The organism is Rhodococcus sp. WB1 (assembly GCF_001700945.1).
Taxonomy (GTDB): Bacteria; Actinomycetota; Actinomycetes; order Mycobacteriales; family Mycobacteriaceae; genus Rhodococcus; species Rhodococcus aetherivorans.
This window is the reverse complement of sequence record NZ_CP015529.1, coordinates 1,730,285-1,751,380: the sequence shown is the minus strand read 5'-3', so window position 1 is coordinate 1,751,380 and position 21,096 is coordinate 1,730,285. Positions and strand designations below refer to the sequence as shown.

The following is a 21,096-nucleotide window of genomic DNA, read 5'->3' as shown; positions in this document are numbered from 1 at the left end:
CCGCGGAGCGGCGAGTCAGCCGGGCAACGGAATGTTCTGCAGCCGGACCTGACCGCGCGCCAGGGTCCTGCCGCTCTCGGTGCCGGTGACGGTGACGAGCCACAGCTGCTGGACGCGGCCCTGCTGAAGCGGTTCGGCGACGACGTCGACGCGCTCCCCCGTGCTCGAGCGCAGGAAGTCGGTGCTGTTGTGCACCCCGACCGCGAACTGGCCGCGGTCCTGGACAGCGGCGCTGGCCCCGACGCTGGCCGCGGATTCGACGGCGGTGGTGTAGACACCGCCGTGCACGACGCCCCACGGAGTGTGATGGTCCCGGCTCAGATCGATGTGTCCGGTGACCCGGGTGCCGGAGACCTCGTCGAGCACGAGGCCCGCCGCCTGCAGGAAGGCGCTGCCGGCGGGGAGATCGGTAGAGGTGGTGTCCATGGCGTCACGCTAACTTCTGAAATTACAGTTAGCAAGGGTCTAGCCTCGATGCATGCGCTGGTTGGAGACGGACACGGCGAACTGTTCCGTGCAGCGGACACTGGACGTGATCGGCGAGAAGTGGACCCTGCTCGTCCTGCGGGAGGCGTTCAACGGCGTGCGCCGGTTCGACGACATGCGGCGGCACGTCGGGATGTCCGAGCCGATCCTGGCCGACCGCCTGCGCAAACTGGTGGCCGCGGGAATCCTGCGCCCGGTGCCGTACCGGCAGGCCGGACACCGCACCCGCAACGAGTACCGGCTCACCGACAAGGGTCTGGACCTCTTCCCCGTCCTCGTCGCCCTGCTCCAGTGGGGCGACCGCTACTGCGCCGACGAGGACGGGCCCCCCGTGGTGGTTCGCGACCGGGTGAGCGGCCGGCCCGTCGCCGCGGTGGTCGTTCCCGCCGGCACGGCCGGACTGACCGCCCGCGAGACCGAATCGACCCCGGGTCCGGGAGCCCGGCCCGTCCCCGCCGACCGGCCGCACCGGTCCCGCGCGAGCGCATCGGCTGCCACCGGAACCGGCCGCGGCCCTGACACAATCGACGGGTGAACGAACTGCACACCCATCTGTTCGGCCCCGCCGACGGTCCGCAGCTGCTCGCCCTGCACGGCCTCACCGGTCACGGCCGGCGCTGGGAGCACCTCGCGTCGGAGCACCTGCCCCAGGCCCGGGTCATCGCGCCGGACCTGCGCGGGCACGGCCGCTCCCCGTGGACGCCGCCGTGGAACTTCGAGACGCACGTGCGGGACCTGCTCGCCGTCCTCGACGCCCACGCCTCGGGTCCGGTGCTGGTGGTCGGGCATTCGTTCGGCGGCGCCCTCGCCGTGCATCTGGCGGCGACCGCCCCCGAGCGGGTGCGCGGGCTGGTGCTGCTGGATCCGGCGATCGGGCTGCCGCCGGAACGCATGCTCGAGATCGCGGAGCTGACCGTGCAGCACCCCGACTACACCGACGCGACCGAGGCCCGCGCCGACAAGACGAACGGCGCGTGGGGCGAGGTCGATCCCGCGCTGCTCGACGCCGAACTCGCCGAGCACCTGATCACCCTCGACTCGGGCCGGGTCAACTGGCGCCTGTGCGTTCCCGCCCTGGTGACGTCGTGGAGCGAGCTGGCGCGTGAGTTCGTCCTGCCACCGGCGCACCTGCCCACGATCGTCGCGCGGGCCGCGAAGGTGCAGCCGCCGTACGTGACCGACGAGTTCCGGGCCGCCCTCGCCGACCGCCTCGGCACGAACCTCACGGCGCTCGACATCGACTGCGACCACATGATCGATCAGGCACGACCGGAGGAGACCGCGGCCCTCGTCCGGAAGCTGCTGTAGATGCCGGCAACGAGCGAGGCGGACGTCGAACGCGTCCGGGAGCTGGTGGCCTCCGTCCCCGAGGGCCGCGTGACCACCTACGGCGACGTCGCCGCGGCGGCCGGCCTGTCCAGCCCGCGCACCGTGGGCTGGATCATGCGGACCGACAGCGCGGACCTGCCGTGGCACCGGGTGGTCCCGGCCTCCGGAAGGCCCGCCGCGCACCTGGCCCACCGGCAACTCGCCCGGCTCGAGCTCGAAGGCGTGCCGATCCGCGACGGCCGGGTCGATCTCGCGGCGGCGCGGCACCGCTTCTGAGCCGGCTCACACCAGCGGTGGTGCCGCTCGCCGCGGCTCGAGGACGGCCGCGCCGAGCCCGGCCAGCACGTCGACCGCGGCGAGCAGTTCCGCGACCGGCCGGGTGAACGGCAGGCGCTGATGGTCGTCGAACGCGTGGCCGGTGCCGAATCGGGTGCCCGGCAGCAGGACGAGTCCCTGCCGTTCCGCCGCGGCGACGAGGCGGGTGGAACCGATGCCGTCCGGCAGCCGGCACCACAGCGACAACCCGCCCGCGGGCGGGACGAACCGCCACCCGGGCAGGCGTGCGGCGACGGCCGCGGCGAGCGCCTCCTGACGGGCGCGCAGCCCGGCGCGGCGCTCGTCGAGGATCCGCTGCCACTGCGCGAACAACTCCACGGCGGCGAGCTGGTCGAGGATCGAGACGCCGAGCTGGCGTCGCAGCAGCACCTCCCGCACGCGCGCGACGGTCGCCCGGTCGCCGCGCACCCAGCCGATCCGGATGCCGCCCCAGACCACCTTGCTCAACGAGCCGACGTGCACGGTGGCCGCGTCCGGGACCGCCGCCCCGAACGGCTCGATGTCGTCGCCGGCGAACGACAGCTCCGCGGCGACCTCGTCGACGACGGTCAGGACGCGGTGCCGCCACAGGGTCGCGGCGAGGGACCGCCGCGCGGCCACGCTCAGGCTCGCACCGGTCGGATTGGCGTGGTCGGGCATCAGGTACGCGACGGTCGGGGCGTGCTGCCGCGCGGCGCGATCGGCCTCGTCGACGATCACATCCGGATCGTCGACGTCGACGGGCACGGCGACGGACTGGGCTCCGGTCGCCGCGATCGTCTCGAGCGCGCCGGGATGGCTCGGATGCTGGTGCAGCACCCGTCGTCCCGCCCCGACGACGGTGTGCAGGACGGCGTCGAGTCCGTCCGCCGCGGCGGCGGTGATCAGCACCTGCTCGGGGTCGGTCGGCAGTCCGCGGGCGGTGTACCGCGCCGCGACGGCGGCACGCAGCTCGGGCAGGCCGCTCGGCGCGTATCCGTGACCGGCCAGCAGGTCGGGCAGCCGGGTCTGCGCGACCGCGTAGGCGGCGGTCAGCAGGGACGACGCCTCCGGGGCGGCGTTGCCCAGGTCCAGCACGCCGGGCACGGGGGCGCCGAGCGCGGTGCCCCACGGCTGCCGGCCGTCGGGAGCGGCAACGAACGTGCCCGCCCCGTGCCGGGTGAGCGCCCAGCCGTCGTCGCGCAGGTCGCCGTAGGCGGCGGCCACCGTGACGCGGCTGACGCCGAGCGCGTCGGCCAGCGCCCGCTCGGCGGGCAGGCGCGCGCCGACCGGGAGCCGGCCGTCGGCGATGCGGCGGCGCAGCGCGGCGGCGACGGCCCGGTACAGCGGACCGCGGTCGGCTCCGACGTCGCCGAGCAGCGCCGCGAGCCGGGCAGCGGACGGGGTGGCGGACACGTCCTTCATACAGTCCACTTTCGCACGGTGGACCGGAATCTCCGGTCCACCGGCCCGAGAGAATAGGACCATGATCTTCCTGGTCGTTCTCCTCACCGCGCTCAGCCTGGCGGCGGCCACCTGGACAGTGCTGGACACCGCGCAGGGCGGCCGGTGCGGTATCGGCGGGCCGCCGCGCAGTCACCACACGCCCGACTGACCGCCCCGGCACACCGCGCCGGCCCGCGTCGGGCAGCATGAGCTCATGAGTTCGCTGACCGACGTCGAGGCCGTCATCGTCGCGGGCGGACGCGCGACCCGCATGGGCGGCGTCGACAAGCCCGCACTCGTCGTCGGGGGCCGGCGCATGCTCGACATCGCGCTGGCCGCGGTGGCCGGGTGCCGCCGGATCACCGTCGTCGGACCACGGCGCGACGATCTCGACCCGGCGGTGGTCCAGGTCCAGGAGCAGCCCGCCGGGGCCGGGCCCGTCGCCGCCCTCGCTGCCGCGGGTCTTCACGCACCGGTGGTGCTGGCCCTCGCCGCCGACCTGCCGTTCCTCACCGCGGACACGGTCACCGCACTGGTGGAGACCCTGCGCGGCGCCCCCGGAGCCGACGCGGCGTTCGCTGTCGACGACTCGGGCCGGATCCAGTTCCTGCTCGCCGCGTGGCGTGGTCCCGCGCTCGCCGGCCGCCTCGCCGCGCTGGGGACGGATCCGGCCAATCAGCCGATGAAGGCCCTGCTGCCGGAGCGCTACGTCACGGTTCCGGTGGCGGGGACCGCGGACTGCGACACCCCGCAGGAGCTCGCGCAGGCCCGCGCCGCGCGTCCCGGGCTCGTCGCGGCCGACCCCGCCGCCGCCCGCGCGGAGATCCGGCGGTCGTTGCCGCGGTTGCCGGTCCGCACCGTGGCGCCCCAGGCGGCGGAGGGTGCCACCCTCGCCGCGGCACTCGTCGCCGCCGAGGCCCTGCCGCGGGCCGCGGTGTCGGCGATGGACGGGTACGCCGTCGCCGGCGACGGTCCGTGGCTGCTGCGCGCCGAGGTCCACCGGGCCGGCGCGACCGAGCCGTTCACCCTGCACGACGGCCAGGCCGCGCGGATCGCCACCGGTGCCTACCTGCCGCCCGGCGCGACGACGGTGGTGCGCGACGAACACGTCGAGGTGACCGACGGCACCGTGACCCGGATGCCCGGCGCCCCGGTGCGCGACGACGCGCGCCGTCGCGGGGAGGACTGGGCGCCCGGTCACGTGCTCGCCGAGGCGGGCACTGCCCTGGGCCCGGCGGTGGTCTCCGCTGCGCTGAGCGGCGAGGTGACCGCGGTGCCGGTCCGCGGGCCCGTCCGGGTCCACGTGGTCGTCACCGGCGACGAGATCCGCCGCGACGGGCCGCTGCGCGACGGCCAGACCCGCGATTCTCTCGGCCCCGTCCTGCCGCGGTTCGTGCAGTGGTGCGGCGCCGCCGTCGCCGGCGAGGCGCACCTGCGCGACACCGTCGACGGGTTCGACCGGCTGCTCCGCGAAGCCACCGACGTCGACACGATCGTCGTCACCGGGGCGACCGGCGGCGGGGCCGCCGACCAGCTGCGGGCGGCGCTGGCCCGCGCCGGCGCGGCGATCGTCGTCGATCGGGTCCGGTGCAAGCCGGGCGGTTCCCAGGTGACAGCGGTGCTGCCGGACGGTCGTGTGGTGCTCGGCCTGCCCGGCAACCCGGTCGCGGCCGTCGCGACGCTGCTGGTGATGCTGCCCGCCGTCGTCGACGGGCTGACCGGACGACGGCCGGAGCCACCGTGGACCGCGCCGCTCGCCAACGCCTCGCAGGTGAGCGGCGACGTCACCCGGCTGCTGCCGGCGACACAGACCGACGACGGACTGTGGGTGTGCGACAACGCGATCCGCACCGCACACCTGGCGGGGCTGATCGGGCGACGGGCGATCGCGCTCGTGCCGCCCGGCGCGGCGGACGGCGATCCGGTGGAACTGGTGCCGCTGCCACACTGACCGGCGCGCCGGTCAGGCCGGGTGCGCGAGGACCCGGTATCCGGTCTCGTGGAGCCGCCGGTGCTCCGGCCACCGGTCGCGGGTCCAGCCGGGTTCGGTGTGGGCGGCGACGATCGCGGCGGTCGTCGCGGCGTGCAGGTCGAACTCGAGGTCGCGGCGCAGTTCCGGCAGGACGGTCCGCTCCCCCGCCGTGCGCGCCTGCACGATGGTGGCGACCGTCTCCGCGACCCGCGCGTCGGCGCAGCGCAGCACGCGACGATGCGCGAACGGCAGCACGACCCACAGCACCGCGACGGCGACGAGCACGCCGATCACCGTCTCGAGCAGGCGGTCGCGGGCCACCACGGCGAAGTCGTGCGGCACCCCGGCGCCGCCGAGCAGCAGCGCGAGCGGAGTGATGAACACCATCGCCACGCCGTAGTTCCGGACCAGGTACTCCTCGGTTCCGGCGAGCAACACCGCGACCACCACGACGAGCGCGACGGCCGTCGGGGCGGCCCACACGACCGCGGCCAGCACGCCCAGACCCACGACGGTGCCGGCGAACCGGTGCAGGCCCCGGTAGCTGCCCAGCACCCGGTCGGGTCCCTGATGCAGCACCATCGCCGCCGTGATCACCGCCCAGTCCGGCCGCCCGACACCGCACGCGAGCGCCAGTGCGCCCGCGACGGGACCGGCCACGACGAGGCGGAGGACGATGGTCCAGGATCGACTGCCGGGCCGGGCGGCCCGCGCCAGCCGGTATCGCGCCGACGGGCGCGGCAGCGGTGGTTGCGGCCGCAGATCGTCGGTCTCGGAGGCGGCACCCTCGTCGGTTCCTGCGACGACCGTCGCGAGCCGCAGGTGCGCCGCTCGGAGCGTCCGGGTCAGCGGATGCGCGCCCCCGCCCAGCCGCCCGTCGTGCAGGCACATCCACGCGGCGTGCAGCGCCCGGACCGCCTCGTGCCGCGGCCCGGTCTCCGCCGGGGCGCGCAGGCAGGCGTCGACGGCCTCCACGGCCGCCGCCACCGCGGCACGCTCGGGTGCGCGGGGCCGGGCCACCGCGCCCGACATCGACACCACCACTGCCGTGCCCGCGCCGGCCGCGGTCCACGACACGACCGCACCGACCGGCACGCCGGCGCTCGGCAGTGCCGCCGCGATCTCCAGGGTGAGCAGCGGCAGGAACGCACCGGGTGCACCGAAGCGCAGCGCGTCGACCAGGAAGGCGCCCATGGCGACGACCGCCGTCATCACCGCCACGAGCAGCAGCCACGTCCATTCCGAACCCGTATGCACGAGCGTGCCGACACCGGCGCCCAGACCGGCCAGCGCGACGAGCACCGCCGCGACGACCATCACCACCTGCCACCGCGCCCGGTAGGCGCGGCCCTCGCCGTAGACGACGGCGAACGCCCCGAGGGCGGCCGTCGCGGCGACGGGCCCGTGACCGAGCGCGAGGCCTGCCAGGCCGGGCAGCGCCACCGCGGCGGCCGCGCGCAGGGCACCGGGCCAGCGCCGGCCCCGCCGGGGCACCCCGAGCAGGAGCGTCCGCGCAGGCCCCGGCGCCGGGATCGGCGGGCTCGCCGCGTCACTCCGGGACCCGGCTCCCGGATCTGTCACCGCTTCGGACACGAGGATCGACGATACGGCGCGCACCCGCGGTCGGCGGCGCCGTGTCGGCAAGGTCACCCGCGCAGCGGGCCTCCGGCGAGCAGCGCCGTCGCCGCCGACCGGTACCGCTCGGCCACCAGGCGCACGATCGAGTCGTGCACCCCGAGCGGGGCCGCCACCCCGTCGGCGCCCGCATCGGCGAGACGCGCGTGGAACAGCCCGTCGGCGAGCAGGTACGAGGCGACGAACACCCGGCGCGCACCCGCGGCGCGCAGTCCGGCGACGACGTCCGGCACGCGCGGGGCACCCGTGGCGACGTACCCGACGCGCACGGCGACGCGCGCGAGGGCCGACAACATGTCCGCGGCCCGTCGCACGTCGCCGAGGGCGCGGGGGTCGGAGGAGCCCGCCGCGGCGAGCACCACCGCGTCACCGGGTTTCCAGCCGGCCGCGGAGAGCCGGTGCAGCAGCACCCGTGCGAGCACCGGGTCGGGTCCGAGCGCGCGGGTGACCGCCACGGCGGGATGCCCACTGTCGGCGACCTCGCGTGGCACGTCGGCGTGCACGTGGTAGCCGGAGGCGAGGAAGGCGGGCACCAGCACGGTGGGCCGGCCGGAATCGCGCAGCACCTCCGCCGGCGAGGGTCCGAGGACGTCGACGAACGCGACGCGGGTGGCGCCCACGTCGCGGGAGACGGCGTCGGCGAGGGACGCGATCATCTCGACGCCGCGCGGATTGCGCGTGCCGTGAGCGACGAGCAGCAGGGCCGGGTCGATCATGGTCACAACTCCTGATCCGGAACGGGGTCGGCCGGAGACGATGCCCCTAGCCGAGCGGGTATTCCTTGTCGGCGCAGCCCACCGGGTCGACCGCGAGCCGGTAGCCACGCTTGACGACGGTCTGCACGATCGTGGGGGCGCCGAGCGCGGACCGCAGCCGCGCCACGGCGGTCTCCACGGCGTGGGTGTCGCCGCCGCCGCCGGGCAGCGCGGCGAGCAGTTCCTCACGCGAGACGACCCGGCCGGGCCGGGCGGCGAGGGTGCGCATCAGCGCCATCGCGGCGGGCGCCAGGCAGCGGATCTCGCCGTCGACCACGACGCAGCGGCCGCGGACGCTGAGGACGTGCCCCCCGGCCTCGATGCGGTGGGCGCGCCGCGGCAGCTCTTCGGCCAGGTGCCGGGCGAGGGATCCGAGCCGGGCCCGGGCCGGTGCCGAGACCGGCACCTCCAGCTCGACCAGCGGCGCGGCCGTCACGGGCCCCACGCACACCGCGGTGACCCCGGTGCGCAGCGCGCGCAGCATCAACTCGAGCATGCCGGTGGCCTTGGAACGCATCAGCAGCGACGCGACGGCCGGCGCGCTGGTGAAGCTCACCGCGTCGATGCTGTGGTCGGCGATCTGCTCGATGAGCCGGTCCAGCGCGGTGGGGTCGTCGGGCGGGGTCCACCGGTACACCGGGACCGCCACCACGTCGGCACCGGCGTCGCGCAGCACCTCGCACAGGTCCGCGCCGGGTTCCCACTCGGTGCGGGCGCCGTGCAGCTGCACCGCGATCCGCACCCCCTCCACACCCTCGGCCAGCAGGTGCTCGAGCACCTCCGCGGACGACTCCGACGCCGGCGACCACTCCTCCCGCAGGTCGGCGGCCCGGATCGCGCCGGTGACCTTCGGCCCGCGGGCCAGGATGCGGCTGCCGCCCAGGGCCTCGCCGAGCTGCTCGGCGAGGCCCCAGCCGTCCGCGGCCCCCATCCAGCCGCGGAAGCCGATCGCCGTGGTGGCCACGGTGATGTCCGGCGGGGTGTCGAGGATGTCGCGCGTCACGCGCTCGAGCTCGGCGTCGTCCGCGAGCGGGATGATGCGGATGGCGGGTGCGTGGACAACCTCCGCGCCGCGCCGGGTGAGCAGGGTGGCGAACTCGTCGGCGCGGCGTGCGGCGGTGATGCCGATCGTGAAGCCGTGCAGCGGCGCGTTGTCCTCGCTCACGAACGCTCGCCGTAACCGCGGTGCACGGGCACGAGGCTGTGGATCTGGACGACACCGGCCCACACCCGCACGTCGTACACGGGCAGGCGGACCGACGGATCGTCGAGGCAGCGTCCGTCGTCCAGCGAGAAGACCTGCTTGAGCAGCGGCGAGGCGACGGTGGGCTCGCCGCTGCGGTCGCCGACGATCCCACGCGACATCACCGCGGCGCGGCCGAACGGATCGAAGTTGCCCACCGCCCGCAGACTGCCGTCGTCGAGCCGGAACAGCGCGGCCTGCTCGCCGCCGCGCAACAGCACGGCGACGCCGCGGCCGGGGATGAGGTGACTGAGCGGGCACGCCGACGTCCACTCCAGACGCCCGTCGTACACGCTGGCACGCGACGCGCGCTCGGGGGTGTGCGTCTCGATGACGGTCATGAATGTCCTCCTTGGAACTACGGACGGAATTCTCCGGGGCCGGTGTTTCTCGGGCGTTAACCCGAGATTCCCTCACGGTAAGAGGGCATTCCGACCAGCACCGGCACCTTCCGCTTGCCCGAGTCGTCGAACCGCACGGTCGGGTCGGCCACCTCGGGCGCGTTGACGAACGACACGAACCGGGACAGCTTCTCGGGGTCCTCGAGCACTCCCTTCCACTCGTCCCGGTACCCGGCGACGTGCTTGGCCATCGCCGCCTCGAGCTCGTCGCCGATGCCGAGGCTGTCCTCGCACACCACCGCCCGGAGGTGCTCGAGCCCGCCCTCGAGGGACTCGAGCCAGGGCGCGGTGCGCTGCAGGCGATCGGCGGTGCGCACGTAGAACATCAGGAACCGGTCGATGTACTTGACGAGGGTCCCGTCGTCGAGACCACCGGCGAGCAGCTGCGCATGCTTGGGCGACTGGCCGCCGTTGCCGCACACGTACAGGTTCCAGCCGTTCTCCGTGGCGATCACCCCGACGTCCTTGCCGCGCGCCTCGGCGCACTCGCGGGCGCAGCCGGAAACGCCGAACTTGAGCTTGTGCGGTGAGCGCAGCCCGCGGTAGCGCAGTTCGAGGTCGACGGCCATGCCGACCGAGTCCTGCACGCCGTACCGGCACCACGTCGAGCCCACGCAGCTCTTCACGGTGCGCAGGGACTTGCCGTACGCCTGGCCGGATTCCATGCCGGCGTCGACGAGCCGCTGCCAGATGAGCGGCAGCTGCTCGACCCGCGCACCGAACAGGTCGATGCGCTGGCCGCCGGTCATCTTGACGTACAAGCCGAAGTCGCGGGCGATCTCGCCGATGACGATGAGCTGCTCGGGGGTGCACTCCCCGCCGGGCATCCGCGGCACCACCGAGTAGGTGCCGTTCTTCTGGATGTTGGCCAGGAAGTGGTCGTTGGTGTCCTGCAGCGCCGCCTGCTGCCGGCCCAGGATGTGGTCCGAGTCGGTCGAGGCGAGGATCGAGGCGACGACGGGCTTGCAGATGTCGCAGCCGGTCCCCTGGCCGTACTTGGAGATCAGTGCCGAGAACGTGCGGGTGTTCGTGGCCTGCACGATCTGGAACAGCTCGGCCCGGGACTGCTCGAAGTGCTCGCACAAGGACTTCGACATGACCACACCGGACGCCGCGAGGAGCTGCTTGACGGTGGGCAGGCAGCCGCCGCACGTGGTGCCGGCGCCGGTGCAGGCCTTGACCTGGGCGATGTCGCACGCGCCGTCCGCGATGGCACCGCAGATCGTCCCCTTGGTGACTCCGTTGCAGGAGCACACCTCGGCGTCGTCGGGCAGCGACCCGGCGCCCGGCTTCTCTCCCGCCGGGGAGATCAGCGCCGCGGGGTCGCCGGGCAGCTCCCGGCCGACGAGCGGCCGCAGCGACCCGTACGCGGAGGCGTCGCCGACGAGGATGCCGCCGAGCAGTGTCTTCGCGTCGTCCGAGACGACCAGCTTGGCGTAGGTGCCCTTCGCGGCGTCCGACAGCACGACCTCGAGGGCGCCCGGAGTGGTGGCGTGCGCGTCGCCGAAGCTCGCGACGTCGACGCCGAGCAGCTTGAGCTTCGTGGACAGGTCGGCGCCCGGGAACTCGGCGGCGCCGCCGAGGAGCCGGTCGGCCACCACCTCGGCCGTGCTGTAGCCGGGGGCGACGAGGCCGTAGCAGGTGCCCTCGACGGCCGCGCACTCGCCGATCGCGTAGACCGCGTCGTCGGTCGTGCTGCGGCAGCCGAGGTCGGTGCGGACACCGCCGCGCGGGCCCAGCTCGAGCCCCGCGTCGCGGGCCAGCCCGTCCTGGGGACGGACGCCTGCGGAGAACACGAGCAGCGCGGCGTCGATCACCGACCCGTCGGACAGTTCCACCCTCAACCCGCCGGGGCCCTCGGTGATGCCGGCGGTGCCGACGCCCGTGTGCACCGTCAGCCCGAGATCGGTGACGAGCCGGGCGAGAAGCGCACCGCCGCCCTCGTCGACCTGCAGCGGCATGAGCCGGGGGGCGAACTCGACGACGTGCGGCGTCATGCCCAGCATCCGCAGCGCGTTGGCCGCCTCGAGGCCGAGGAGCCCGCCGCCGACGACGACGCCGACCGCTCCCGGAGCGGCCCGCTCCGCGCCGGCCCGGATGCCGTCCAGGTCGTCGAGGGTCCGGTAGACGAAGCACCCGGCCAGATCCTTGCCGGGAATCGGCGGGACGAAGGGGTACGAGCCGGTGGCCAGGACGAGCGCGTCGTACCCGATCACCTCACCGGCGTCGGTGGTGACGGTGCGCCCGGCACGGTCGATCGCCGCGGCCCGGGTGCCGATCCTCAGCTCGACCAGGTCGTCGCCCTCGTACTCGTTGCCGGCGAGGGCGAGTTCCTTCGAATCCCACGAGCCGACATAGGAGGACAGTCCCACGCGGTCGTAGGCGGGCAGCGGTTCCTCGCACAGCACCGTCACCGACCAGAGGTTCTTCTCGTCGCGGGCGCGCAGCGCCTCGACGAAGCGGTGGCCCACCATGCCGTGTCCGACGACGACAACAGACTTGTGGCTCATACCGTTTCCTTCTTCCTTGCGTACGTGATGGGGGGCCGGCCGCGGTCAGACGCGGGTGGCCACCGTGTCGGCGGTGACGTCGCGCGGTGCGGGCGTCTCCGCGGGCGGGGCGGTGGGTCGGCGCAGGAACACGGCCCAGGTGACGACGATGCAGACCAGGTAGAAGGCGAGGAACACCCAGAACGCCATGGTCGCCGACTTGGCTTCGCTGCTGTAGGACGCGCGCAGCACCAGGTTGATCCCGACGCCGCCGAGTCCGCCGATGGCGCCGGCGAATCCGATCAGGGCGCCGGACATGCTGCGCGCCCATGCGGCCTTCCCGGCCCGGTCGAGCGAGTCGAGGCTCTGCGCCTTGGCCTCGAAGATGGACGGGATCATCTTGTAGACGGAGCCGTTGCCGATGCCCGAGAGCAGGAACAGGGCGATGAACCCGAGGACGAAGGTCACCATGATGCCGCCGGTGGCGGCGCCGGCGGTGGCGTCGTCGAGGGTGCCGGCGGTGACGAGCAGTCCCGCCGCGAGGGCCATTGCCGCGAACGTGTACAGCGTGATCCGGCCGCCCCCGATCCGGTCGGCCAGCTTGCCGCCGAGGGGCCGGGCGATCGAGCCGAGCAGCGGGCCGATGAACGCGATCTGCGCGGCGTGCAGGGAGGCCTCGGCGGCGGTCGCGCCCCCGGCCAGGAAGTTGATCTGCAGCACCTGCCCGAACGCGAAGCTGAAGCCGATGAAGGAGCCGAAGGTGCCGATGTAGAGGAAGCTGAGGATCCACGAGTCGCGGTACCTCAGGGATTCGCCCATCGCCCGCAGGTCGGCGCGCTGGTCACCGAGGTTGTCCATGAACAGGGCCGCGCCGAGCGCGGCGAAGGCACACAGCACCAGGTAGACGGCACACACGATCCACGGCTCGGTGTTGCCGACGGTGGCGATGACGAGCAGGCCGACGAGCTGGACCACCGGCACGCCGATGTTGCCGCCGCCCGCGTTCAGGCCCAGCGCCCAGCCCTTGAGCCGCTGCGGGTAGAAAGCGTTGATGTTGGTCATCGACGAGGCGAAGTTGCCGCCGCCGAGTCCGGCGACCGCGGCCACCACCAGGAAGGTGGTGTACGAGAAGCCGGGGTTGAGCATCAGGTACAGGGCCGCGAGGGTGGGGATCAGCAGCACCAGCGCGCTGAACACCGTCCAGTTCCGACCGCCGAACCGGGCCGTGGCGACGGTGTAGGGAATGCGCAGCAGCGAGCCCACGAGGGTGGGCACCGCGACGAGGAAGAACTTGCCGGCGGGATCGATGCCGTAGACGTCGGCCGGCATGAACAGCACCATCACGGACCAGATGGACCAGACGGAGAAGCCGACGTGCTCGGCCAGGACGGACCAGATCAGGTTCCGCTTCGCGATCTCCTTGCCGCCGGCTTCCCATGCCGCCGTGTCCTCGGCGTCCCAGTGTTCGATGCGGTGCTTGCGCGCGAACTTCGCACGCAGGCCTTCGGTCGGTGATACTCCGGTCGTTGCGGCCACCCCATGCCCCTTCCTCGGGTCGGTATCGATGGACCCAAGGTAGGAAACGGGTGTTGCCGCGGTGCTGCCCTCGGTGACTGCCGCGTCAAGAGATGCTCACCTGCGGCAGGAGGCCTCCGTGAGGTCGGCGCCGCGGGTGCTCGCGGGCTGTGGACCGGCACCGGAACCGCCCCAGGTGTCCTCGACGTACCGGGGCCGGCAGGCGACCCGGCCGGCGACGAGCACCACGAGCGCCGCACACCCGAGGAACGCGAACGGCGCCGTCCAGCCGCCGGTGGCCTCGCGCAGCACACCGACCAGCACCGGGCCGAGACACGCGACGGTGTAGCCGAGACCCTGGGTGAAGCCGGACAGGGCGGCGGACGCTGCGTGGGTGCGGGTGCGCAGATTGATCAGGGTGAGCGCCATGGGGAACGTGGTCGGCCCGACGCCGATCGCCAGCACCCACAGCGCCGTGGCCGTCAGCGGCGCGAGCAGCAGACCGGTGAACCCCACCGCGTAGCACGCCACGCACACGACGACGAGCGGGAACGGATCCCGCATGCGGGCGCACGCGGCGGGAGCGACGAACGAGGCGGTCAGGCCGACGAACGAGAACAGGGCGATCATGGCGCCGCCGAGCGCCTCGCTGCCGCCGGCGTCGAGCAGCACCGCGGGGATCCAGGTGAACATCGAGTAGGTGATCAGCGAGGTCATGCCGAACATGCCGGCCATGCCCCACGCGACGGGCGAGCGCCACACCCGGCCGGGCGTGGGCTGGGAGTGCGGCGCGTCGCCGGCAGCCGGACGCGTGCCGCGGGCCCGGTACAGGACGCCGATCCACGGGATCGCCGCGGCGAACGCCCACGCCGCCCACAGCCCGATGGACCAGCGCCACCCGGCGGCCTCGGCGACGGGGACCGCCGCGAGGGCCGGCAGCACCGTCCCGATCTGGACACCGACGATGTACACGGTGCTCACGACCGCGAGCCGGTCGGAGAAGTACCTCTTGACCAGTGGCGGGATCACCACGTTGCCGACCCCCATCCCGGCGAGCGCGAGCGCGGAGAACGCGAGCAGTGTCCACGTCTCGTGGGTCAGCGCGCGCGCTGCCATGCCGAATCCGGCGGCCAGCATCGCGACGAGGGCCGTGGCCTCGAGCCCGGCCCGGCGCGCGATGACGGGGGTGAGCAGCCCGAACACCGCGAACATCGCGGTCGGCACCATGCCGAACACGCCCACCACGGCGGGCGCGAAACCGAGCTCGGCGCGGATCTGCTCGGCGAGCGGGCTGAACGAGGTCACGGCGAGGCGCAACGTGAGCGCGGACATCACGATCGCAACGAAGACCAGGAGCCGTCCCCGCAGGAGGGACGGGGACGAGGATCCGGCACCGGTGACAGCCACGAGCGAAATCATAGGATGACCCGACGTCTATCGTCGAAGGTGTTTTCCGGATGCAGGAAGGATCCCCATGCGCACCGTGCGACGCACCAGCCTCATCGCCCAGGTCACCGAGCAGTTGCGCGACCAGATCCGCACCGGCGCCTGGGCGGTGGGCACCCGCATCCCTCCCGAACCCGCCCTGGCCGAGCTGACCGGGACGGGCCGCAACACCGTGCGCGAAGCCGTGCAGGCGCTCGTGCACTCGGGGCTGCTGGAGCGGCGGCAGGGCTCGGGCACCTACGTCGTCGCCACCTCGGAGGTGGGCAGCGCTCTCGGCACCTACTTCGCCGACGCCCACGAGCAGGACGTGCTCGAACTGCGGCAGGCGCTGGACGTCACCGCCGCAGCGCTCGCCGCCCGGCGCCGCACCGACGCGGACGCCGCGCACCTGACCGAACTGTTCGACGCGCGGATGCGCGCGTGGGCCGACCCGCGTTCGGCCGCCGCTCTCGCCGCCGACGTCGCCCTGCACCGCGCAATCGTCGAGGCCAGCCACAACGCCGTGTACCTCGAGTTCTACGACTCGCTGCTGCCCGTCATCGAGGAGACGATCCGGCGCCGCGTCGACGAGACGGGGGCGGGGTTCCACGACGAGCACCGCGAGCTGGTGCTCGCCGTCGTCGCGGGAGAGCCCGGCCGCGCCACCGCCGCCGCGCTCGCGATGTTCGGGGAGCTGCGCGGCGGCGAAGGCTAGAGGAGCAGCCGCACCAGATCCGAGGTGTGTGCCAGCCCCGGGAACGCCTCCTCCGTGGAGCGCGGATGCAGGGCGTGCACGGCGAGCCGGAACATCACCGCGCGCAACAGCATCTGTGGCCATTCCGGCAGGTCCTCCCACCGGCCGATGAGCTCGTCGTCGGCCCCGCCCCACGACAGCGCGTCGACGACGGCGACACCGGCCGCCCACGACGCGGGCCGCCAGTAGGGGGTGATGTCGGTCAGGCCCGGCGCGGCGCTGCCGGCGAAGAGCACGGTGCCGAACAGGTCACCGTGCACGAGCTGATCGGGCAGGTGGACCGGCTTGCGCAGCGTCGCGAGCTGGTTGATCAGGTCGATGCTCTTGCGTCCGTCGGGAGTGACGGTTTCCGGGGCGCCGGCGGCGCGGGCGGTGCGCAGGGGCACCGCCTCCCACGCCGCGCGGTCGGCGGCGACGAACACGTCGACGTCCTCCCACGGCGCCACGGGCGGCTGCATGAGGAAGCGCGGCCGCTCCAGCTGGGCGGTGGCCGCGTGCAGCCGCAGCGACAGGGCCACCACCTCGTCGTGCCGCGGTTCGGAGGTGCCCACGATGTAGGTGTCGGCGCGCCAACCGGAGACGACGTAGCGGCCGTCGGTGGAGCGGACGGGCCGCGCCAGTCGCACCCCGTCGACCCCGAGGGTCTCGCGCACCTTCGCCGACCACGCTGCGCGGGCATGGTCGGCGACCGGCGAGAGCACGACGTCGCCGCACCGCCAGCCACCGTCCCAGTCCGCCCCGAGCGGGACCGGTTCGACGTCGCGGAGGCCGAAGGTCGAGCGCACGTGCTGCGGGGGTTCGAGGGGACTCACGGGGCACACCGTACAGTCGGCGCCGCCCCGTTGAGGGGAAGGCACTCCGTTACCCGGGGACACCATTCCCGCATCGTTATCTTCCCCGTATTCCCTCAGTACACGGGCAGCGAAGGGTCCACCTGCTGCGCCCACGCGAGCACCCCGCCCTGCAGATGCGTGGCGTCCGCGAACCCGGCCTCCTTCAGCACCGCGAGGGCCTCGGCCGAGCGGATCCCCGTCTTGCAGTGCAGCACGATCGGCCTGTGCTGCGGCAGCTCCGCCAGCGCCTCGCCGGAGAGGATGCGGTCCTTCGGGATCAGCCGCGCCCCCTCGATGTGGACGATGTCCCACTCGACCGGCTCGCGCACGTCGATCAGCTCGATCTCCCGGTCCGACTCGAGCAGCCGGCGCAGCTCGGTCGGGGTGATGGTGGACTCGGCGAGGGCGGCTGCGCCGTCGTCCGGCACCACACCGCAGAAGGACTCGTAGTCGACCAGCTCGGTCACCGGCACCCGGCCCGGGTCGCGGCGCAACGTCACCGTCCGGTAGCTCATCGCGAGAGCGTCGTAGATCATCAGGCGTCCGAGCAGCGACTCGCCGATGCCGGTGATCAGCTTGACCGCCTCGGTGGCCATGATCGACCCGACGGACGCGCAGAGCACCCCGAGCACGCCGCCCTCGGCGCAGGACGGGACCATCCCGGGCGGCGGCGCCTCCGGGTACAGGTCCCGGTAGTTCAGCCCCCGCCCGTCCGGTGCGGCCTCCCAGAACACCGACACCTGTCCCTCGAACCGGAAGATCGACCCCCATACGTACGGCTTGCCGGCGAGGACCGCGGCGTCGTTGACGAGGTAGCGGGTGGCGAAGTTGTCGGTGCCGTCGAGGATCAGGTCGTACTGCTCGAACAGTGCGACGGCGTTGCCGGGGTCCAGGCGCACCGGGTGCAGCCGCACCTCCACGTTGTCGTTGATCCCGCGGATCGTGTCGCGGGCGCTCTCCCCCTTGGGGCGGCCCACGTCGGCGATCCCGTGGATCACCTGCCGTTGCAGGTTGGACGATTCGACATCGTCGAACTCGACGATGCCGAGGGTGCCGACACCCGCCGCGGCGAGGTAGAGCAGCACCGGCGAACCGAGGCCGCCGGCGCCGATGCACAGCACCCGCGCGTTCTTCAGCCGCCGCTGCCCCACCACCCCCACCCCGGGGATGATCAGGTGCCGGCTGTAGCGGGCCACCTCCTCGCGCGTCAGGTCCGCAGCGGGTTCCACCAGAGGTGGTAATGGGCTCACGACAGCTCCTCGGCCGGCTCGATCGGGCGGTTACCCGATTGTCCCATCCTCACGCCCGCGGATACGGCCACGGGTTGAACCTGCAGGTGAGTCCGTCGCGGGGGACGAGGCCCTCGGGATCGAGGCCGGCGATGTCGTCGTTGGCGGTGCCGAAGGACTGCTGCATCATGATCGGCGCGAGGCCCCCGTCGCTGCCGCACCCCTCGTGGGCGGCGAAGCCGATGGCGTGCCCGACCTCGTGGTTGATCTGATACTGACGGTAGGAGCCGATGTCACCCTGGAATGCGACGGCGCCACGCACCCACCGCGGCTCGTTGAGCAGGACCCGGCCCAGGCCCGGGTTGTAGCACGACACCTCCAGCTCGATGTCGTACCCGCAGCCCTGCCGGATCGTCATCTGGGACGTCAGCGACACCCGGAAGTCGGGCACGCCCTGATCGACGCGACGGAACGCGAACGCCGGGTCCTGTGTCCAGCTCTTCGGGTTGGCCAGGGTCTCGTCGACCATCCGGGCGAACGCCGCGTCGCCGCCGTAGCCGGTGGCGTCGACCCCGTCCTCGATCTCCACGGTGTAGGTGTAGACGCGGCCGGTGCCGACCTGACCGCTGGTCCCGGGCACCACCCGCCAGGTGCCGGCGCCGGCCACCGTGAACGGCCCGCCGTCCGGGAGCGCGCCGGACGGCAGATCGGCGGGGAACGTGCCGTCCGCGACCGGCGCGGGCACGCCCACCACGTCGCCGGATGCGGCCGCCGCGTCCCCGGCCGCCGTGGCCTCGGGCGTGCTGCCACCGGTGCGCAGCGCATCCACCAGGACGATCACCGTGAGGACCGCGAGGACGGGGATGGCGTAGGCCCGCCATCCGTAGGTCGCGACGAACCGGCCGAGCCGGGTCTGCCTGCGCACCCCGCGGTCCGGGCGCGGCGGGCGAGGAACCTTCTCCCCGCCCGAGACGGGATCCCACTGAGCTCGCAGAGGCTGGTGGGAAGGGGCGCGGCTGCGTCGCCGGTCGGACGTCCGGTCCTCGGGTGTCCGGTGCGGACTGCGCACCGGGCGGCGCGGTGTGTCCGTCACGCCGGCTCCTGCTCGGTCGGTCACGGTTGCCAGACTCTCATACGGCCGTCGCCGGCCGTGCCGGGTCGCCGAGCGCGGGCGCCGACCGCCGCCACGCCGATGTGGCGCCGCGCACAGTGGGCCTTCGGCTGGGATACTCGTGGGTAGGGGTGCACGGCACCTCGAGGCCCCCCGGCCTGTAACGTGCAGAGACGATTGCACGTCGTAGTGGTAGGCATCACTTCGACGAATTTTTCGGATTGGGAGCGACATGACCGAACTCGCAGCCCGGACATCGTCCGGCCGCGCCACCAGCTCGGGCAACGGCACCGGCACTCGACGCGGCGCCCGGATGCCGCGGGACGAGCGCCGGGTCCAGCTCCTCGCTGCAGCCAGCGAAGTCTTCGTCACCCGCGGATACCACGCGGCCGGCATGGACGAGATCGCCGAGTGCGCCGGGGTCAGCAAGCCGGTGCTGTACCAGCACTTTCCCGGCAAGCTCGAACTGTACTGCGCTGTGCTGCAGAGCTACGTCGACAGCCTGATCGCCGGAGTCCGCCAGGCCCTGCGGTCGACGACCGACAACAGGCAGCGCGTCCGCGCCGCGGTGCAGGCGTTCTTCGACTTCGTCGACAACGACTCGCAGGGTTTCCGTCTGGTGTTCGAATCGGACCTGATGGGCGAGCCGCAGGTGGCCCACCGCGTGGAGCAGGCCACCGAGGCATGCGTCGACGCGGTGTTCGACCTGGTGAGCCACGACTCCGGTCTGGACCCCTACCGGGCGCGCATCCTGGCGGTCGGCCTCGTCGGCACCAGCCAGTTCACCGCCCGCTACTGGCTCGAGGCCGCCCGGCCGATTCCGAAGGAGGACGCCGTCGACACCACGGTCGCTCTCGCCTGGGGTGGACTCTCGCACGTGCCGCTGCAGCCGGAGCTGCGCAGGCGGTAACCGGAAGGCGCCGACCAGACGGCGCCGACCCCAGGGCCGGGGCCGCGCCCGCGACGACAGAAGGGCCGGGGCAGCAGCCCCGGCCCTTCGTCGTGATGCCGTCGTTCTAGGTCGCCGCGAACCCGACCTTGCGAATGTCGGCGGGACCGATCTCGACGTAGGTGACCCGCGCCGCCTGCACGATGAGCTTGCGGCCCTTCTCGTCGACGAGTGTCAGCACGCCGTCCTTCTCGCCGGCCAGGGCTTGCGCCACGAGCGACTCGACCTCGTCGGGCGTCTGCTCGCTGATCACGGTGAGCTCGCGGGGACTGTCCGCAACACCGATCTTGACCTCCACGGTCGACCTCCGAACTCTCAGGGCTCTACAGCTGTCCCCGCCCAGGCTAGTGCAGTCCCAGCACCGCCATCCGCTCGGCGTGCTCGAGCTGCATCCGGTCGAACAACGCGGCAATGTCGGTGAGATCACCGGACGCGGCGATCACCAGATCGGTGAGGTCCTCACGCTGGGCCATCACGTACTGCGCCTGGGTGATGGCCTCACCGAGCAGCCGCCGTCCCCACAGCATCAGCCGGTCCTTGTCGGCCGCGCTGCGCCGCACCGCCTCGCGCACCTCGTGCACCACGAACTCCGAGTGCCCGGTCTCGGCGAGGACCTCCCGCACGACCTCCGCCACCTCGGGGGCGAGGGTGCCGGCGATCTCGCGGTAGAAGTCGGCGGCGATGCCGTCGCCGACATACGCCTTGACCAGCGACTCGTGCCAGGTCGAGGGGTTCGTGGACGCGTGGTACGCGTCGAGGGCGCGCCGGTAGGGCTCCATCGCCGTGTAGATCTCCACGCCGCGCGCGGTGAGCGCGGCGTGCAGCGTCTCGAAGTGGCTCATCTCCGCGGCGGCCATGCTCGCGAACGCCACCCGCCCCTGCAGGCTCGGCGACATCCGTGCATCGTCGGCGAGGCGGTAGAAGGCCGAGATCTCACCGTAGGCGAGCACCGCGAACAACTCGGCGACGCCGGGATGATCGGCCGGGACGCGCGCCGGAGCGGCGGGTGGACGAGACTCTGCGGCGGACGGCGACGTTTCGGCTCCCATGACGACACAGCGTAGTACCCAGCCGGTGACCGCGCGGCTCACGGTACAATGGTCCTGGAAGGCCGCGCCTCGAGGCGCCGACCACCGGCCCCGCGGACTTCACCGATGATGTGCGCGCACCCGATCGCAGATCGCTGCCGCGCCTCGCAGAGCCCGTTCCGGTCGCTCTCGCTGAGGCGCA

Annotated in this window: 21 protein-coding genes; 7 read left to right on the top strand and 14 right to left on the bottom strand. The window is 73.3% G+C overall.

What is annotated here, in order from left to right; all coding sequences use genetic code 11:
• Positions 1-15 precede the first annotated feature (15 nt).
• Entirely contained in the window at positions 16-426 is a 411-nt protein-coding gene (locus A4U64_RS07775; RefSeq protein WP_006942764.1) for a PaaI family thioesterase, read from the bottom strand.
• Positions 427-478: 52 nt separating this feature from the next.
• Here A4U64_RS07775 and A4U64_RS07770 point away from each other — a divergent pair, with 52 nt between their 5' ends.
• Genes A4U64_RS07770 through A4U64_RS07760 form a run of 3 tightly spaced genes read left to right on the top strand, consistent with a single transcriptional unit; the run spans position 479 to position 2,091 of the window.
• Positions 479-1,021 carry a winged helix-turn-helix transcriptional regulator gene (locus A4U64_RS07770; RefSeq protein ID WP_029544571.1) on the top strand — a complete coding sequence of 181 codons (543 nt, stop codon included), beginning with the start codon at positions 479-481 and terminating at the stop codon, positions 1,019-1,021.
• Complete coding sequence (locus A4U64_RS07765) at positions 1,018-1,794, top strand: alpha/beta fold hydrolase (RefSeq protein ID WP_006942759.1); 777 nt, start codon at positions 1,018-1,020, stop codon at positions 1,792-1,794. The genes A4U64_RS07770 and A4U64_RS07765 overlap by 4 nt, the downstream gene beginning before the upstream one ends.
• Positions 1,795-2,091: an MGMT family protein gene (locus A4U64_RS07760; protein ID WP_006942757.1), complete on the top strand. Its 297-nt coding sequence runs from the start codon at positions 1,795-1,797 to the stop codon at positions 2,089-2,091. It begins immediately after the preceding gene.
• Positions 2,092-2,097: 6 nt separating this feature from the next.
• Here the strand turns inward: A4U64_RS07760 and yczR are convergent, their stop codons facing one another.
• Complete coding sequence (gene yczR / locus A4U64_RS07755) at positions 2,098-3,534, bottom strand: aminotransferase-like domain-containing protein (RefSeq protein WP_029544575.1); 1,437 nt, start codon at positions 3,532-3,534, stop codon at positions 2,098-2,100.
• A gap of 61 nt (positions 3,535-3,595) precedes the next feature.
• Between yczR and A4U64_RS29045 the strand changes: the two genes are divergently transcribed.
• Positions 3,596-3,724 (top strand): hypothetical protein, encoded by a 129-nt coding sequence (locus A4U64_RS29045; RefSeq protein WP_006942753.1) that lies wholly within the window; start codon positions 3,596-3,598, stop codon positions 3,722-3,724.
• Positions 3,725-3,769: 45 nt separating this feature from the next.
• The gene (locus tag A4U64_RS07750) at positions 3,770-5,506 is read left to right on the top strand and encodes an NTP transferase domain-containing protein (RefSeq protein WP_029544577.1); all 1,737 of its coding nucleotides are present in this window, start codon (positions 3,770-3,772) and stop codon (positions 5,504-5,506) included.
• 12 nt (positions 5,507-5,518) lie between these two features.
• Here the strand turns inward: A4U64_RS07750 and A4U64_RS07745 are convergent, their stop codons facing one another.
• The 7 genes from A4U64_RS07745 to A4U64_RS07715 form a co-directional block, all read right to left on the bottom strand.
• On the bottom strand, positions 5,519-7,021 hold the full coding sequence (locus A4U64_RS07745; RefSeq protein WP_198163433.1) for an FUSC family protein: 1,503 nt from the start codon (positions 7,019-7,021) through the stop codon (positions 5,519-5,521).
• Between the two features lie 152 nt (positions 7,022-7,173).
• Positions 7,174-7,878, bottom strand: a complete 705-nt coding sequence (locus tag A4U64_RS07740; protein ID WP_006942747.1) for a sirohydrochlorin chelatase — start codon at positions 7,876-7,878, stop codon at positions 7,174-7,176.
• Between the two features lie 46 nt (positions 7,879-7,924).
• Positions 7,925-9,082: a uroporphyrinogen-III synthase gene (locus A4U64_RS07735; protein WP_006942745.1), complete on the bottom strand. Its 1,158-nt coding sequence runs from the start codon at positions 9,080-9,082 to the stop codon at positions 7,925-7,927.
• Complete coding sequence (gene nirD, locus A4U64_RS07730) at positions 9,079-9,501, bottom strand: nitrite reductase small subunit NirD (RefSeq protein WP_006942743.1); 423 nt, start codon at positions 9,499-9,501, stop codon at positions 9,079-9,081. Before nirD ends, A4U64_RS07735 begins: the two co-directional genes overlap by 4 nt.
• A gap of 56 nt (positions 9,502-9,557) precedes the next feature.
• Positions 9,558-12,071 (bottom strand): nitrite reductase large subunit NirB, encoded by a 2,514-nt coding sequence (gene nirB / locus A4U64_RS07725; protein WP_065922412.1) that lies wholly within the window; start codon positions 12,069-12,071, stop codon positions 9,558-9,560.
• A gap of 45 nt (positions 12,072-12,116) precedes the next feature.
• Entirely contained in the window at positions 12,117-13,586 is a 1,470-nt protein-coding gene (locus A4U64_RS07720; protein ID WP_006942740.1) for a nitrate/nitrite transporter, read from the bottom strand.
• A gap of 96 nt (positions 13,587-13,682) precedes the next feature.
• Positions 13,683-14,984, bottom strand: a complete 1,302-nt coding sequence (locus tag A4U64_RS07715; protein ID WP_043797064.1) for an MFS transporter — start codon at positions 14,982-14,984, stop codon at positions 13,683-13,685.
• A gap of 55 nt (positions 14,985-15,039) precedes the next feature.
• Between A4U64_RS07715 and A4U64_RS07710 the strand changes: the two genes are divergently transcribed.
• Positions 15,040-15,705: a FadR/GntR family transcriptional regulator gene (locus tag A4U64_RS07710; protein WP_006942737.1), complete on the top strand. Its 666-nt coding sequence runs from the start codon at positions 15,040-15,042 to the stop codon at positions 15,703-15,705.
• Here the strand turns inward: A4U64_RS07710 and A4U64_RS07705 are convergent.
• From A4U64_RS07705 to A4U64_RS07695, 3 genes are all read right to left on the bottom strand, one after another.
• Positions 15,702-16,556: a TIGR02569 family protein gene (locus A4U64_RS07705; protein ID WP_006942736.1), complete on the bottom strand. Its 855-nt coding sequence runs from the start codon at positions 16,554-16,556 to the stop codon at positions 15,702-15,704. The genes A4U64_RS07710 and A4U64_RS07705 overlap by 4 nt on opposite strands.
• A gap of 95 nt (positions 16,557-16,651) precedes the next feature.
• Positions 16,652-17,827, bottom strand: a complete 1,176-nt coding sequence (gene moeZ, locus A4U64_RS07700; RefSeq protein WP_037200995.1) for an adenylyltransferase/sulfurtransferase MoeZ — start codon at positions 17,825-17,827, stop codon at positions 16,652-16,654.
• Between the two features lie 49 nt (positions 17,828-17,876).
• The gene (locus A4U64_RS07695) at positions 17,877-18,923 is read right to left on the bottom strand and encodes a DUF3152 domain-containing protein (RefSeq protein WP_373566439.1); all 1,047 of its coding nucleotides are present in this window, start codon (positions 18,921-18,923) and stop codon (positions 17,877-17,879) included.
• Positions 18,924-19,149: 226 nt separating this feature from the next.
• Here A4U64_RS07695 and A4U64_RS07690 point away from each other — a divergent pair, with 226 nt between their 5' ends.
• Positions 19,150-19,827 (top strand): TetR/AcrR family transcriptional regulator, encoded by a 678-nt coding sequence (locus A4U64_RS07690; RefSeq protein ID WP_006942732.1) that lies wholly within the window; start codon positions 19,150-19,152, stop codon positions 19,825-19,827.
• A gap of 106 nt (positions 19,828-19,933) precedes the next feature.
• Here A4U64_RS07690 and A4U64_RS07685 read toward each other — a convergent pair whose 3' ends face one another.
• Positions 19,934-20,164, bottom strand: a complete 231-nt coding sequence (locus A4U64_RS07685; RefSeq protein ID WP_006942731.1) for a DUF3107 domain-containing protein — start codon at positions 20,162-20,164, stop codon at positions 19,934-19,936.
• Positions 20,165-20,210: 46 nt separating this feature from the next.
• The gene (locus tag A4U64_RS07680; protein ID WP_065922411.1) at positions 20,211-20,915 is read right to left on the bottom strand and encodes a ferritin-like fold-containing protein; all 705 of its coding nucleotides are present in this window, start codon (positions 20,913-20,915) and stop codon (positions 20,211-20,213) included.
• Positions 20,916-21,096: the final 181 nt, after the last annotated feature.